Source organism: Streptomyces sp. H27-D2 (assembly GCF_035828615.1).
Taxonomy (GTDB): domain Bacteria; phylum Actinomycetota; class Actinomycetes; order Streptomycetales; family Streptomycetaceae; genus Streptomyces.
In genome coordinates, this window is the sequence record NZ_JAYMZR010000090.1 from 1 (window position 1) to 14,212 (window position 14,212).

A 14,212-nucleotide genomic window follows, 5' to 3' on the forward strand; every position below is an offset into this window, starting at 1 on the left:
GGTTCTGCGCCCGGTCGGTGACGACGAGCGCCCGCGCGCCCTGCCGCAGCGCGGCGTCGACCCGGTCGGGCAGCGGCCCGTCGTCGTCGAGCGTGACCGGGATCGGCCGCAGCCCCAGCGTGGGGACGAGGTCCAGCAGGCTGCCCCAGCCCGGGTCCTCGACCGCGACCGCGTCGCCGGGCCGCAGATGGGCCGCGAGCACCCGTTCGATCGCGTCCAGCGAGCCCGAGGTCACCGCGACCGGCCCGTCCGGCACCCCGTCCACGTCGAAGGCGGCGCGGACCGCCCGGCCGAAGTCCGGGTCGACGGCGGGCGCGCCGTAGAGGGTCGGCCGCTCGGCGTGCCACGCGACGGCCGCGGCGAACGCCTCGCCGAGCGGGGGCAGCAGGGCGAGGTCGGGGTTGCCGGTGGAGACGTCCCGTACGCCCTTCGGGGCCTCGACCCGGATCAGCTCGCGGGAGGTGCTGGCCGGCCGGGAGCGCACCCGGCTCCCCCGGCGCCCGCCGGTCTCGATCACCCCGCGCTCGCGCAGAATCCGGTAGGCGGACGCGACCGTGTTCGGGTTCACCCCCAGCTCGCTCGCCAACTCCCGCATGGGCGGCAGGTGTTCGCCGGGTTCGAGGCCACCGGACCCGACGGCCCGTTCCACGCTCCCGGCAATCTCCGCTGCACGCCGACCTTCGATCCGATATTCTCCTAGCACAAACCATATTATGCACTAGTGCAATGGAGAACGCCATGTCCGGAACAGACAGCCCCACGCCCTACCAGCCCACCGAGCGGACCACTCTGACCCGCGCCTCCGCACGCGGTTCGTACGACCGGCCCGTGGTGCACGCGATACTCGACGAAGGCTACGTCTGCCACCTCGGCTTCGTCCGCGACGGCGCCCCGGTGGTGCTGCCGACCCTCTACGCCCGCGTCGGCGAGCGGCTGTACGTCCACGGCTCCACCGGCTCGCGCCCGCTGCGGATGGCGGGCCAGGCCGAACCGGGGCTGCCGGTGTGCCTCACGGTCACCCATGTCGACGGCCTGGTGCTGGCCCGCTCCGCCTTCCACCACTCGATCAACTACCGCTCCGTGGTGGTGCACGGCCTGGCACACCAGGTGATCGACCAGGGCGAGCGCGCCGAGGCCCTCGACGCCCTCGTCGAGCATGTGGTGCCGGGCCGGGCCGCCGACTCCCGGCGCGCGAACGCCAAGGAACTGGCCGCCACCGCCGTCCTGAGCATCGACCTCGCGGAGGTCTCGGCGAAGGTCCGCGACGGCGGCCCCAACGACGAGCCCGAGGACATGGACCTCCCGCACTGGGCCGGCGTCGTGCCCGTCAGCCGGCGGCGGGGCGCCCCGGTCCCGTCCGACGGCCTCACCCCCGGCATCGCGCTCCCCGAATACCTCTGCGCGCTCTGACGATCGCCGGAGGACCGACAGCACTCTTCCGGCGATCCACCACCGACTCACCTACGGGGTACCCCATGCTCATCCACCCTTGGGACGCGGCACGCAACGACGCCGAGTGGCAGAACTGGCTGGCCGTGCACGACTTCGGCCAGCTCACGGCCAACGGACTGCCGGGCGAGCCGCCCGCCGTGCAGCCGCTGCACTTCGCCTACGACGCCGGGAGCGGGGACATCAGCACCCACCTCGCCCGGCCCAACCCCATCTGGCCCGCGGTCGAGGCCGACCCGGTGGTGCTGCTGAGCGTCGTGGACGACTACGCCTTCATACCCGCCGGCTGGCAGGCCGCCGACGGCGTCCCGCCCGAGCAGGGCGTGCCCACCAGCTACTACGCCGCCGTACAGCTGACCTGCGTCGCGCACCTCGTCGACGATCCGGCGCAGAAGGCGGCGCTGCTCCGCCGTCAACTGGGCCACTTCCAGCCCGAGGGCGGCTACGCGCACGTCGCCCCCGGCGAGGAGCCGTACGGCCGGATGCTGCCCGGCATCCGCGGGCTGCGGCTCGAAGTGACGGCGGTCCGGGCGAAGTTCAAGTACGGCAGCCACAAGCCGGAGTCGTTGCAGGAGCGCACCTCGGAGCGGCTCGCCGAACGGGCCGGCCCGCACGACGCCGACGCCCGCGCCCACCAGCTACGACGGCTGGCGGCGACGCGAAAGACGGAGTGCGGGGCGGGCTGATCCCGGACGGCTCCGACAGCCCCGGCTCACCCGGCCGGCGCGGCCCGACGCGATCGCGCCGCGCGCTTCGGACCCGGCCAGCGCCGTGACCCCCGCGAGCAGCACCGCCGTGCCCAGGACGGTCGCCCCGGTGAGCCGCTCGCCGAGCAGGGTCACCGCGATCACGGCCGCGGTGACCGGCTCGATGAGCGTGATCACCGAGACGGTGGTGGCGTGGACGACAACCAGCCCGGCGAAGTACAGGGCGTACGCGAGGGCGGTCGGTCGCGTGGTCCCATGTGCGGGCAGCGGCGACCCGCTCGGGGTGGTCTTCACCCGAGCCCGGTCTTCCGGGGGTACGGCCGCCCGCGTTACGCGGCGGGAGGGGGGAGAACTGTCATCGGCATGATCGTCACACTATGCGCCGCGGCGACCGGCGGACAACTCCGATTCGGGCCCGGCGTCACGCTCGCTCCCGTTCTCCACGGCGACCCCCTGGCCTCCCCCGACACCGGCCTCGCCGGCGCGCCCCGACGCGGTTTCCGGCCGCGATCCGGCCACCTCTCCGGCGGCGGCTCTGGGCGTCGAGGACTGCGCGATGAAGGCCCCGGTCAGCACCACCGCCCCGCCGAGGATCTGCGGAGCCGACAGGTGCTCGCCGAGCAGCACCCAGGCCAGCACCGTCGCGATGACCGCTTCCAGACAGGCCACCACGCCGGCGACCTGCGGCGAGAGCCTGCGTACCGACACCACTCCGGCGAGGTAGGCGACGACCGTCGCGATCAGCACGATCCAGCCGAGCAGCGCGAGCGCGGGCACTCGCGAGCCGTCCATGTCCGCCTGGCCGCCGAGCACCGACCAGTCCATGCCCCAGGGCCGGGCGATGACGGTGAGCACGGCCGTGCCGATCAGCAGCCCGTACGCGATGACGCCGATCGGGTCCGCCGCGTTCTCGCCCTCGCTGCCGTGGTCGGAGAGCACGAAGTAGCCGACCTGGCAGCAGGCGGCGCCCAGGGCCAGCAGCAGGCCCACGGCGTCGAAGCTCAGCCCGGACCACACCTCGACGACGCACGCGAGCCCGGCGACCGCGAGCATCACCCCGGCCACCGCCGCGCGGCTCACCGGCCGGTGCTGGACGAACCGCACCCAGCCGCGCACCAGCGCCGGCGCGAGGAACTCCACGAGGAGCGCGACGCCGACCGGGATACGGGAGAGCGCCGCGAAGTAGAAGGCCTGCACGCCCGCGACCGCGAGCAGCCCGAAGCCGACGAGCAGCCCCGGGCGGCGGAGCACCAGATCCCGGTGCCGCCAGGCGACGGGCAGCATGACGAGCGCAGCCCCTGCCACCCGCAGCCAGACCACGTGCAGCGGGTCGAGCCCGGCTTCGATCAGCGGCTTGGCCGCGACTCCGGAACCACCGAACGTGAACGCCGACAGCAGGGCGAGACCCAGCCCGGCATTCCTCCCCTGAGACACGTGCATCGGCACATCATGACAGGCCCCGACAGGAGCGTCACCCCTGATACCCCTGACACGGGATCCGCCGGCTCGACTACTGCTGACTCGGCCGCTGTTGATCCGGCCGCTGTTGACCCGATTGACGCCGGCCCGACCGGTACGGGCCCGGCTCGCACTGGCTCGGCTCGCCTTGGCCCGACTCGTATTGGCCCGACTCGTATTGGCCCGGCCGGCACTGATCCGGCCGGCGCTGATCCGGCTCGTACCGCCCCGGCTGATGCCGATCCGGCTCCCGCGATCCCTCGCAGTCCAGCCGCGCCCTGAGCAGTTCCGGGTCCACGCCTCCCCGGCGCAGCACCTCGACCGCCCGGCACTCGGGGTCGGCCGCGAGCGCGGCCAGCAGGTCGAGCCCTTCGGCGCGCGTCCGCCCCCGTGTCCGGGCGCGGACCAACGCGGTGTCCAGCGCGGCGGCTCCGGCCGGGGACCAGCCCGGCACCCCGGTGTCGCGGATCACCGGCACCGCGCCCGAGTCCTCGACGGCGCCCTGCCAGCGCAGCCCGTAGCCGATGCTGCGCTGCACGAGATAGCCGAGCAGCCGGACCACCTGGGGCGGTCCGCCGCCCAGGGCGGTGCGGACGTCCGGATCCGATTCGAGAAGGGTGTGCAGCAGATGGGCGGTGTCGATCAGACAGTCGCCGTCCCGCGAGGCACGTCGGCGCGCGCCGACGACTACGGACGCCAGCGCGGGCGTGAGCTGATCATCGAGCTCGGCGCCGGCCGGAGCGGACTCGTCGGTCGGCCCGGTGGAAGGTATACGGCTTTGCACACCTCCACCTCACCAGCCACGGGCGAACGGGACATCCCCGCCGGGGAGCATTCGCACGTCCGCCGCTGGTTGGGCACCGATGATCGGGATCTCATCCCTGCGAAGGAGAGGACCCCGACTGTTCCGATCGATTTCAGTCACTTCTCTTCCCCTTTGGTCACCTTCGATCGCCTCGGCGAGGTACGACACGCGCCCACACCCTCACGCGCAACCACGGGGCGCCCCGGAACCGTCCATCACTTCCGACAGCACCCGTCCGCCGCGCCGCGCGGTGAAGGAGTCCGATGGCCACAAGACCGCTGCTCTTCCTCGACATCGACGGCGTCCTCAATCCGGTACTGCCCACCGCCGGGTTCACCGCCCACGACCTGCTCGACTTCACCGTGCTGCTCTCCCTCGACCACGCCAACTGGCTGCGCGAGCTCTCCAGCGCGTATGAACTCGTCTGGGCCACCACCTGGGAGCACGAGGCGAACCGCTACATCGCGCCGCTGCTGGAGCTGCCGCAGCTCCCGGTCGTGGGCCGTCAACACCTACGGCCTGCGGATCAACAACCGCACCTACGATGCCCCGGAACTCGGCCCGATGCGACGGCAAGTTTCCGGTGTCGTCGCCAAGCGAGGGCTCTGGGAGGTCCACCGCGACCCCTACGACGTCTCCCGAGTCTGGGTACGCAACCACCGAGGCAATGGCGAATGGGTCCAGGCGACCTGGAAATACCTCAACCGGGCACCCGTCCCCTTCGGCTGACCTGGCCTGGGACCACGTCAGCCACCAGCTGCCCAAGGCCACCGAGGAAGAACTCGCTGAGGCCGTGTCCGCTCTGCTGACCCGCGCACATGCCGGCCCCACTCAGCCGACGGCGAAGAAGGGCAGGAAGGCCAAGTCGGCCAAGGGCGATCGTCGCGTCGCGGCCCGGACCAAGGCCACCGCACCGGCAGCAGCCACGGCTCCGCCGCAACCCAAGACGCAGAACAAGCCCGCGCCGGAACCGCCGGCGGAGGACGAAGAAACGATGGCCGACGTGATCCCGCTGGGCTTGTTCGACCCGCGCGAGGACCCCTGGAAACGTTCATGACCACGCCTCAACTCCTGCCCTCCGAAGAGGGCCGGCACCTGAGTACGCGCCCGGGCTGGCGCGAGTTCGCACAGGACCCGCCGGCTTTGCCGGTCATGTTTTCCGAGGACGCGTACGCGGCGCTGAGCGATGCTGACCGCGCCCGGGACGCCGAGGACCGACTGGACCACCACACCCGCCTGCGGGTAGTGGCTACCTCCACGGTCCGCCACACTGTCACCACCGGTCGTCGGCTGATCCTGCTGAACCGGCACGCTGTCAGCGCCCGCCGCGGCCTGATCGTCTCCGGGCCCGCAGGCACGGGAAAGACCATCGCGATCACTCAGCTCGGCCTTGCCCACGAGCTCCAGGACCAGGCCCGCCACCCGGAGTCTCCCGACCGCATCCCGGTCCTCTACATCACCGTTCCGCCGGCCGCGACACCCCGCATGATCGCGGCTGAATTCGCGCGCTTCCTCGGTCTTCCCACGACCCGTCAGTTCAACATCACCGACATCATCGAGTCCGTCGTCGGCGTCTGCACCAAGGGCCGCACCGGCCTGGTCCTGGTCGACGAGATCCACAACATCTCGCTCACCAGCCGCATCGGCGCCGAAGTCGCCGACACCCTCAAGTACTTCTCCGAGCGCATCCCGGCCACATTCGTCTACGCCGGCATCGACGTCGAGCACAGCACCCTGCTCACCGGCACCCGAGGGGCCCAGATCGCCGGACGCTTCACACTGATCCCCTCTCACCCCTTCCCCTACAACGCCGAATGGAAGGGCCTGGTCAAGACGCTGGAGGAAACCCTGCTCCTGCGCAGTCACCGGCCGGGCACGCTCGCCCGGCTCGACCGGTTCCTCCACGACCGGACCGGCGGGATGATTGGCGCGCTCTCGCACCAGATCCGCGGAGCCGCCATCGACGCGATCCTCGGCGGCACCGAGAAGATCACCAAGAAGGGCCTGGAGAACATCCCCCTCGACGTCGCCGCATCCACCCGGATACCCGCGTCGGGGGACGCCCGTTGACCAGCAGAACATGGACCAGCACCGCACTCGTCCCGCTGCCCTTCCAGGTCAGGCCCATCGCCGACGAGGGCCGAGGCAAGTTCGTCAAACGCCTCGCTGAAGCCAACTGCATCAAGGCCCACTACCTGCGGAAGATCCTCCGAGAACCGCCCGAACATCGGGGCCACGTCCAATGGGAACGCCTGGCCGCCGTCACCAGCCGCGATCCAGTCCAACTCAGCGACATCCTGGGGCACTCCCGTTGCAGGGTCTGCGGAATCATCCTGCCCTTGGACAACAAAGCCACGAACCGCCGGACGTGCTCGGCTGCCTGCCGGACGAAGGGCTACCGTCAACGACTCCGCCCCACCGACGAGTCACAAACTCATCGCACGATCGTCTGCGCAGGCTGCGGTCAAAGCGTCGAGGTCCCCGCACAGCAACACCGCCGCCGCTACTGTTCACGCACCTGTCGCCAACTGGCCCGCGAGCAGCACCAACGCGAGCTCGGCCAGGCTCCGATCAAGGCTTGCGAAGCATGCGGGAAGGTCATTGGGCGACTCACCAGCAGACGCTGGTGCTCGGAGCGCTGCAGCGACTGGGCATGGAGAAAGCGGAACGGATTCACCACCGCGCCGGCCCCCGACGCTCCCTACCCGGGCCAGCCGAAGACCTGTGCTGGATGCGGCGGCCCACTCAAACCAGGAAGCAGACGGACACGCCTGACGTGCTCACCGAGCTGCAAGACACGGGCCTCCCGCCGCCGACGAGAAGCAGCACAACTGACTGCGGAAGCCCTCGGCCCCTGACGCCACCCGATCCAAATTCGGTGGCAACCGGTCCAGATTCGATGTCAGGGGATAGCGAGCACGTGACACAGCCCGGCACGAACGGCGAGCCGATCGCCAAGCTCCCCTTCCAGATCCGGCCGATCGCCGGTGAAGGCTGCTATCCCTTCATCGCTCGCCTCGCCCAAGCCAACTGCCTCCCACCCGCCCACCTGCGACGTTTCCTCGCCGGACCGCCCGGATATCGCGGCAGCCCGTCCTGGGAACGGCTCGCGGCCGTCACCGGCCGCGACGCCGGACCACTGCGGAAGACGCTCGACACCGCAAAGTGCAAGGAGTGCGGTGCCGTCTTCCTGCTCGACCGCACGTTCGGCAACCTGCCCCGCTACTGCTCCGCTCGATGCCGCAGCCGCCCATCCCTCAAACGCGAGGTCACAGAGCCCTGCCGGATCTGCCAGCAACCCATGAAGATCCAGTTCGGCCAACGCTACCGACTCTGTTCCTCCGCCTGCCGCAGAGTGGCCTACATAGAACGTCAACGTCGCAACAAGGGCACCACCGGACAGCACGAGCCCCGCACCTGCGCCGCCTGCGAGCGCCCACTGCCGTCGGTCACTCCGATCACCGAGCGCACGTGCTCGGAGAGATGCAGCCGACAGATCTCCCGCTGGGACTGGATGGTCGAGCGGCACGGACTTCCCCTGCCCTCACTGACATGCGCGTTCTGCGGAACCCGATAGGGACGAAATCCCCGTCTGATCCCCATCGGCGCCGGTGCAGCCGCCGATGCCGCACATGGGCATCGCGCGGTCATGACCCAGCCACCTTCTTCAACCCGCTGATCTGCGAACAATGCCAGAAACCATTCCAACGCCACCCGAACGGCAGGGACCGACGCTGGTGCTCACGCAAGTGCTACCGGCTATCCCGAGGCTGGCCTGAGACACCGAAGACACACCAGTAACCGAAACGATCATCGATCGCCTATCCGGCACGGCCTGTCCCCTCGCATCCGACCTGGCGCAGAGCGTCGCCGATGGGCCGCGGTGCGCCAGATTCAGTGAGACGCAGACCATAGGGTCCGTCTCACCGAACTTGTCGTAGTCGGTCGAACCGGCCGGACGGCCCGTCCCGAGAGCCTGATCCGGCGATCCGTGCCACAGCGCCCTGACGGGTCGGGGACGGTTCTTCGTCTTGGCCCATGGGAACAGAACGAGGACACGTTCGCGGCTCCTCAGTCGATACAGAACTCGTTGCCCTCGATGTCCTGCATCGGGATGCACGAATCATTGCCGTCATACAGCGTTCGCAGGTGTACCGCGCCGAGCGGGACCAGTCGTGCGCATTCGGCCTCAAGTGCGGCGAGGCGCTCTTTACCCACGAGTCCGGTGCCGACCCGCACATCAAGATGCAGCCGGTTCTTGGCGGCCTTCCCTTCGGGGACGCGCTGGAAGTAGAGTCGCGGGCCCACACCTGAGGGATCACTGCAGGCGAACCATGAATCCCGCTGCTCAGGTAGCCGCGAGCCCTTGAAATCGTCCCAAGTGGCAAACCCTTCCGGTGGCGGCGGTACAACGTACCCCAACACCTCGCACCAGAAACGAGCGAGGCGCTCAGGTTCTGCGCAGTCGAAGGTGACTTGGAACTTCTTGATCGACGTCATCGGTCCACCGTATTGGCGCGTGCTGCCCGGACTCAATCGAGATCCCGGGGCTTCATCGCCGTGCGGGTCCAGGTCTCGCGTGACATGAGTAGCGCCAACGGACCAGATCGCCGGAGACGACGGGGCACGACCCACTGAAGCGATCAACCTTCGCTGAGACAAACAGGTAGGTCATCAATCTTCGCTGAGACGAACACCGATCAGTGCAGGTTGCCTGAGATCGAATCAACCTTCGCTGAGACAGGTCACCGAAAATTGGCGTTGACCTGCGGCGTCACCGGCCGCATAGGCTCGCGATCATGAAAGCCGCTCCGGCGTCGACGAGGACCCGGTCACCGGCGGCGCCCACACCGCCCTCGCCCCGCTGCGGTCCGCCAACTGCTCGTCGGCCGCTGAGCAGGCCGTACGCCCACGAGGCTCCGGTCAGGCCGTCGGCAGCCAGTCCACCCTGCCCGCGAGCAGCGCGTACCCGACGAACGCCACGATGTCTATCAGCGCGTGCGCCGCCACCAGCGGACCGACCCGCCCCCACCGCCGGTAGAGCAGCACGAAGACGGCGCCCATCACCATGTTGCCGATGAACCCGCCGATGCCCTGGTACAGGTGGTACGAGCCGCGCAGCAGCGAGCTGGCCAGCAGCGCCGCCATCGGCGTCCAGCCCAACTGGCCCAGCCTGCGGAGCAGATAGCCGACGACGATGGCTTCCTCCAGCACCGCGTTCTGCACCGCCGAGGCGATCAGGACGGGGAACTTCCACCACACCTCCGGCAGCGACTCCGGCACCACCGTGAGGTTGAACCCGGCCGCCTGCGCGCCGAGGTAGAGCAGCAGCCCGGTCCCGCCGATCGCCGCCGCCACCCCGGCCCCCCGGCTGAGGTCGAAGGCCGGCCGCCGGCTGTCGAAGCCGACCATGCGCAGCCCGCCGTCCTCCCGCCCGGCCGCCGCCTCGCGCAGCAGCAGGTGCGCGACGAGCGCGACCGGGACCAGCGCGGATGTGATGCCGAACAGCTGCCAGGCCAGATCGAGCCAGGGCCGTCCCGGCGCCTGCGAGCCGTTGAGCCTGGCCGCCTGGTCGTTGAGCCCGCCGGGCCTCGTCGCCGACCCGATGAACCTGATCAGCGCCGATACTCCGCTGGCGCCCAGCGACAGAGCCAGTACCAGCACGGTCTCGTGCCGCAGGCTCCGCCGCGAAAGACCGTCCTGGGGAGAGGAACCCGCCACCTGACCCGCCACTGTCCGCACACCTGCCTCCAGTTGTGTAATCCCGCCTCATCGGCATCCGCACCCCACTAGGGTCTCGAATGCAGGTACGAAGATCGCACGCGACAGCCCGGGAGAACGGCACCATCCCACAGCGCGCGCTCATCCCTCTTTCTGCCATCGCATAGGAGAGGCACTACCGCCATGGGACGTCACAGCTTGCCCGACGGCTCCGACTCGGACGGCGCAGCGGGCGGGCCCACCGTACGTCGTCGCACCGTGCTCATCTCGACGGCGCTCGTCCTGGTCGTGGCCGCGGGCGCCGTGGTCACCGCGCGGGGCGACCTGCTGCCCTTCGGCGGCGGCTGCGACGGCGAATCGGTGCGGCTGGACGTCGTCGCCTCGCCGGACATCGCGCCCTCCCTGCGAGCCGTGGCCGACCGGGCCCGTACGGAGCGGGTGAAGTCGGACGGCCGGTGTCTGGACGTCAAGGTGACCGCGCGGTCCGGCCACGAGGTGGCGGACTCGCTCAGCCGCCCGACCGCCGAGTCCGACTTCCAGGTGTGGCTGCCCGACTCCAGCCTCTGGGTCGAGCGCGCCGCCGCGTCGAACCAGGGCGTGTCGCTGGACTCCGTCGGGCGCGTCGCGACCTCGCCGCTGGCCTTCGCCGCGGTGCCGGCCGCCGCGAAGAAGCTCGGCTGGCCGAAGAAGACGTACAGCTGGGCGGAGGCGGCCGAGGCCGCGAGCGGGGACAAGGACCTGCGGTTAGGGACCGCGGACCCGGCCAGGAGCGCGACGGGGCTGCTGGCGCTGGCCCGCATCAGCGCCCCCGCCGGCAAGAAGGACGACGCCGCCGAGACCCGCGCCGCCGCCGCGGCCAAGCTGCTCTCCGAGCACACCGCGGACGACGACGACCAGGTCCTCGCCACCCTGCCGCGCGACGACTCGGGCGCCGAGCAGGGCAATCCGCGCCGCAACCAGACGTTGATCCTCTCCGAGCAGGCGGCGCACGCCCACAACACCGGCCAGGACGGCGGCCCCGAGCTGAGCCTCTTCTACCCCGAGGACGGCACCGCGGAGCTGGACTACCCGTACACCGTGGTGAACGACGACGCGCTGACGACCGACCAGACCCGCGCCGCCACCCGCTTCATGACCCTGCTCGGCGACGACGACGGCCGCGCGATCCTCCAGCGGCACGGCTTCCGGCTCAGCGACGGCACCGCCGGCGCGGCGCTGAAGCGGGCAGCGGGCGCGCGGGCGCCGCAGCCCTTCGACGCCGACGTCGCGCAGGCCCCCTCCGCGAAGAAACTGCGGTCGGCGCTCGGGATGTGGACCGTGACCGTCCAGAGCGCCCGGCTGACCACGGTGGTCGACGCCTCCGCGTCGATGGCCGCGCCGGTCCCCGGCCGGGACGGCCGGTCCCGGATGGACGTCACGAAGGCGTCGCTGCTGCGGGCCCTCGCCGAGTTCACCCCGGAGGACGAGATCGGGCTGTGGGAGTTCGCCACCCTGCTCGACGGCTCCCGCGACTACCGGGAGATCGTCCCGACCGGCCGGCTCGGCGAGCAGGCCGCCGACGGCCGCACCCAGCAGCAGAAGCTGACCACCGCCTTCGGCGCCCTCGAACCGGTGCCGGGCGGCGCCACCGGCCTGTTCGACACGACGCTGGCCGCGTACCGGGACGCCCTCGACACCTACGCGAGCGGCAGGTTCAACGCGGTCGTGCTGCTCACCGACGGCGCCAACGAGGACCCGGGCAGCGTCTCCCGCAGCGCGCTGATGAAGGAGCTCAAGAAGCTCGCCGATCCCAAGCGGCCGGTGCCGCTCATCGCCATCGCGGTCGGCCCGGACGCCGACCAGCGGGCGTGCGAGGAGATCGCCGACGCGACCGGCGGCTCGGCGCACCAGGTCGACGACCCGGCCCAGATCCACGCGGTGATCCTCAAGGCCATCATGTCCGCCGGGCAGCGGCGGCCTTAGCCCCGGCGGTCCCGGACCGGGCGGCGGCCTCAGCTGTCCCGGACCGGGCGGCCGTGACGACGGGGGGCCGCACTCCGGCTCCGGGTCCCGTTCCGCTTCCCGTTCCGGTTCGCGCGCCGCCTCCCGGACCCGGAGATCGGACCGGGGCGTCAGACCGGGACATCGGCCGGCCAGGTGTGCACCGGCTCACCCGCCCGCATCAGCTCGCAGTAAGCGCGCGTCATCGCCGCCAACGCGGCTTTACGGCCGAGGCCCGAGGCCCGCGCGCGGTGGTAGGCGGCGGCCTGCCAGGACGCGCCGTTGACCCGCAGCCGGCAGCGCTCCTCGATGACGCCGAGGTAGTGCTCCCGATCGGCCGGCGCGACGCCCCAGGAGTCGAGCCCGGCCGACGCCAGCGGCAGCAGTTCCTCCAGCACCAGCCGGACGGCCGGGATCAGCGCCGGCTCGGCGGAGCGGCCGGACCCCGGCCACCACAGCTCGGCGTCGATGCCGTGCCGGCAGGCCGTGTCGAAGTTCTCCGCCGCGGCCCGGAAGGGCAGCCGGGACCACACCGGCCGGGGCTCCTCGGCCAGCCCCCGTACCAGGCCGTAGTAGAAGGCGGTGTTGGCGATCACGTCGGTGATGGTCGGACCGGCCGGCAGCACCCGGTTCTCGACCCGCAGATGCGGGACGCCGTCCGCGACCGCGTAGACGGGGCGGTTCCAGCGGTAGACGGTGCCGTTGTGCAGAACGAGTTCATGCAGGTCAGGGATACCCCCGTCGTCCAGCACCCGGATCGGGTCCTGGTCGCCGAAGATCGGCAGCAGCGGCGGGAAGTACCGCACGTTCTCCTCGAACAGGTCGTACGCAGAGTCGACCCAACGCTCCCCGAACCAGGTCCGCGGGCGCACCCCCTGCGCCCTGATCTCGGGCGTACGGGTGTCGGTGGACTGCTGGAACAGCGGCGGCCTCGACTCGCACCACACCTCCCGGCCGAACAGGAAGGGCGAGTTCGCACCCATCGCCACCTGCACCGCGGCCACCGCCTGAGCGGCGTTCCAGACCGCCGCGAAGCGCGCCGGCGTCACCTGAAGATGCAACTGGACGGAGGTGCAGGCCGCTTCGGGGGCGATCGACCGGGAAGCGTAGGTCAGCCGCTCGACGCCCTCGATATCGATCTCGAATTCCTCACCGCGGGCCGCGACCATCTGTTCGTTGAGCATCGTGTAACGATCGGCGGTGGAAAGGTTCGCCGAGACCAGGTCCCCGGTCGCGAGCGTCGGAAGAATGCCGATCATGACGATGCGGGCTTCCACTTCGCGCGCCTTGCGGTCGGCGTACCCGATGCCGGTACGGAGCTCCTCCGCGAGCTGGTCCAGAACCCTGCCGCGCAATCGGTGCGGCACGATATTCACTTCAAGATTGAACTGCCCGAGTTCTGTTTGAAAATCCCGGCTCGCAATGCGCTCCAGAACCTCGGAGTTCATCATCCGGGGCGCCCCGTCGGCCCCGGCGAGATTCAACTCCAGCTCCAGACCCATCAGATTCTTCGGCCGGTCGAACCGCTTCTCCTCAAACAGCCGCTCCAGCGCCAGCAGGCACTGCCGGAGCCTCGCCCGGTACCGCCGCGGGTCCGACAGGTCGAACCCGCCGGCCATGACCTTCTCCCCCACAGAATCCTCCCTGCTCGCGGACCGTGCATCGATGATGCCCAGGCATTGTGATCGATAACTCCCCTCAACAGTCCCCTGCGCACTATCCTCTCCACAAGACCCACAGGGAACCGCCGGGCACATTCCGTCGGCATGGCAGGGAGTCACGGTCCCCGACGGAAACCTCGTGAAAAAGACCGACGAGATCCGGCCGACCGCGCCTGCGACAGAATGCAAGGTCACACTTCGAGTGCCCGGCACAGAAAGGACTAAACCGCGCATCGAGAAGTCCGAATTCGGCCTTGCCGGAAATACGCGCGGCAGCTAGCCGAAACACTCTGCGAACACGTGTCGTATAAACTCCGCGAACGAGGCAGAGAGTTGGCGCCCAAGCATGGGTTCTTCGGCCCCCTCCGGCCCCGCAGCTGACAGCGCCGTCCGCACCTGCCCAGCTTCACCGTGTCTCCAAAACGAGAGGC

At 70.3% G+C, this 14,212-nt stretch carries 12 protein-coding genes and 3 pseudogenes; 8 read left to right on the top strand and 7 right to left on the bottom strand.

All coding sequences use genetic code 11. The annotated features are described in order from the left end of the window. Positions 1-703: GntR family transcriptional regulator (locus QMK28_RS27085; RefSeq protein WP_326442219.1), on the bottom strand; the 703-nt coding region annotated here is incomplete at its 3' end. Positions 704-738: 35 nt separating this feature from the next. Here QMK28_RS27085 and QMK28_RS27090 point away from each other — a divergent pair. Together QMK28_RS27090 and QMK28_RS27095 are read left to right on the top strand one after the other, a co-directional pair. Next, the gene (locus tag QMK28_RS27090) at positions 739-1,410 is read left to right on the top strand and encodes a pyridoxamine 5'-phosphate oxidase family protein (protein WP_326442220.1); all 672 of its coding nucleotides are present in this window, start codon (positions 739-741) and stop codon (positions 1,408-1,410) included. Between the two features lie 65 nt (positions 1,411-1,475). Further along, positions 1,476-2,135 (top strand): FMN-binding negative transcriptional regulator, encoded by a 660-nt coding sequence (locus QMK28_RS27095; protein WP_326442221.1) that lies wholly within the window; start codon positions 1,476-1,478, stop codon positions 2,133-2,135. Here the strand turns inward: QMK28_RS27095 and QMK28_RS27100 are convergent. From QMK28_RS27100 to QMK28_RS27110, 3 genes and pseudogenes are all read right to left on the bottom strand, one after another. After that, positions 2,088-2,399, bottom strand: a pseudogene (locus tag QMK28_RS27100) (DMT family transporter); the annotation flags it as partial. The gene QMK28_RS27095 and the pseudogene QMK28_RS27100 sit on opposite strands and share 48 nt — an antisense overlap. 132 nt (positions 2,400-2,531) lie before the next feature. Further along, positions 2,532-3,596 carry an EamA family transporter gene (locus tag QMK28_RS27105; protein ID WP_326442222.1) on the bottom strand — a complete coding sequence of 355 codons (1,065 nt, stop codon included), beginning with the start codon at positions 3,594-3,596 and terminating at the stop codon, positions 2,532-2,534. A gap of 286 nt (positions 3,597-3,882) precedes the next feature. After that, a pseudogene (locus QMK28_RS27110) lies at positions 3,883-4,398 on the bottom strand (Clp protease N-terminal domain-containing protein); the annotation flags it as partial. A 284-nt stretch (positions 4,399-4,682) separates the two neighbouring features. Between QMK28_RS27110 and QMK28_RS27115 the strand changes: the two are divergent. The 5 genes and pseudogenes from QMK28_RS27115 to QMK28_RS27135 all read left to right on the top strand — a co-directional run. Beyond that, positions 4,683-4,889 (top strand): annotated as a pseudogene (locus QMK28_RS27115) (HAD domain-containing protein); the annotation flags it as partial. 94 nt (positions 4,890-4,983) lie between these two features. After that, positions 4,984-5,148, top strand: coding sequence for a hypothetical protein (locus QMK28_RS34410; protein ID WP_443050839.1), 165 nt, complete (start codon positions 4,984-4,986; stop codon positions 5,146-5,148). A gap of 64 nt (positions 5,149-5,212) precedes the next feature. Continuing rightward, entirely contained in the window at positions 5,213-5,476 is a 264-nt protein-coding gene (locus tag QMK28_RS27125) for a hypothetical protein (protein WP_326442224.1), read from the top strand. Next, positions 5,473-6,489 carry an ATP-binding protein gene (locus QMK28_RS27130; protein WP_326442225.1) on the top strand — a complete coding sequence of 339 codons (1,017 nt, stop codon included), beginning with the start codon at positions 5,473-5,475 and terminating at the stop codon, positions 6,487-6,489. The genes QMK28_RS27125 and QMK28_RS27130 overlap by 4 nt, the downstream gene beginning before the upstream one ends. A gap of 850 nt (positions 6,490-7,339) precedes the next feature. Beyond that, positions 7,340-7,996: a hypothetical protein gene (locus tag QMK28_RS27135; protein ID WP_326442226.1), complete on the top strand. Its 657-nt coding sequence runs from the start codon at positions 7,340-7,342 to the stop codon at positions 7,994-7,996. 494 nt (positions 7,997-8,490) lie between these two features. Here QMK28_RS27135 and QMK28_RS27140 read toward each other — a convergent pair whose 3' ends face one another. Both QMK28_RS27140 and QMK28_RS27145 read right to left on the bottom strand, forming a co-directional pair. Beyond that, positions 8,491-8,919, bottom strand: coding sequence for a VOC family protein (locus QMK28_RS27140; RefSeq protein WP_326442227.1), 429 nt, complete (start codon positions 8,917-8,919; stop codon positions 8,491-8,493). A 423-nt stretch (positions 8,920-9,342) separates the two neighbouring features. After that, complete coding sequence (locus QMK28_RS27145) at positions 9,343-10,152, bottom strand: CPBP family intramembrane glutamic endopeptidase (protein WP_443050840.1); 810 nt, start codon at positions 10,150-10,152, stop codon at positions 9,343-9,345. A 171-nt stretch (positions 10,153-10,323) separates the two neighbouring features. Here QMK28_RS27145 and QMK28_RS27150 point away from each other — a divergent pair, with 171 nt between their 5' ends. Then, positions 10,324-12,102, top strand: coding sequence for a substrate-binding domain-containing protein (locus tag QMK28_RS27150; protein ID WP_326442229.1), 1,779 nt, complete (start codon positions 10,324-10,326; stop codon positions 12,100-12,102). A gap of 149 nt (positions 12,103-12,251) precedes the next feature. Here QMK28_RS27150 and QMK28_RS27155 read toward each other — a convergent pair whose 3' ends face one another. Then, entirely contained in the window at positions 12,252-13,754 is a 1,503-nt protein-coding gene (locus QMK28_RS27155) for a glutamate--cysteine ligase (protein WP_326442230.1), read from the bottom strand. Between the last annotated feature and the right edge of the window lie 458 nt (positions 13,755-14,212).

Bases quoted from the DNA above. Each gene is read 5' to 3' on its own strand.
- QMK28_RS27090 (WP_326442220.1), top strand. From the start codon at position 739: ATGTCCGGAACAGACAGCCCCACGCCCTACCAGCCCACCGAGCGGACC.
- QMK28_RS27095 (WP_326442221.1), top strand. From the start codon at position 1,476: ATGCTCATCCACCCTTGGGACGCGGCACGCAACGACGCCGAGTGGCAG.
- QMK28_RS27105 (WP_326442222.1), bottom strand. From the start codon at position 3,596: ATGCACGTGTCTCAGGGGAGGAATGCCGGGCTGGGTCTCGCCCTGCTG.
- QMK28_RS34410 (WP_443050839.1), top strand. From the start codon at position 4,984: ATGCGACGGCAAGTTTCCGGTGTCGTCGCCAAGCGAGGGCTCTGGGAG.
- QMK28_RS27130 (WP_326442225.1), top strand. From the start codon at position 5,473: ATGACCACGCCTCAACTCCTGCCCTCCGAAGAGGGCCGGCACCTGAGT.
- QMK28_RS27140 (WP_326442227.1), bottom strand. From the start codon at position 8,919: ATGACGTCGATCAAGAAGTTCCAAGTCACCTTCGACTGCGCAGAACCT.
- QMK28_RS27150 (WP_326442229.1), top strand. From the start codon at position 10,324: ATGGGACGTCACAGCTTGCCCGACGGCTCCGACTCGGACGGCGCAGCG.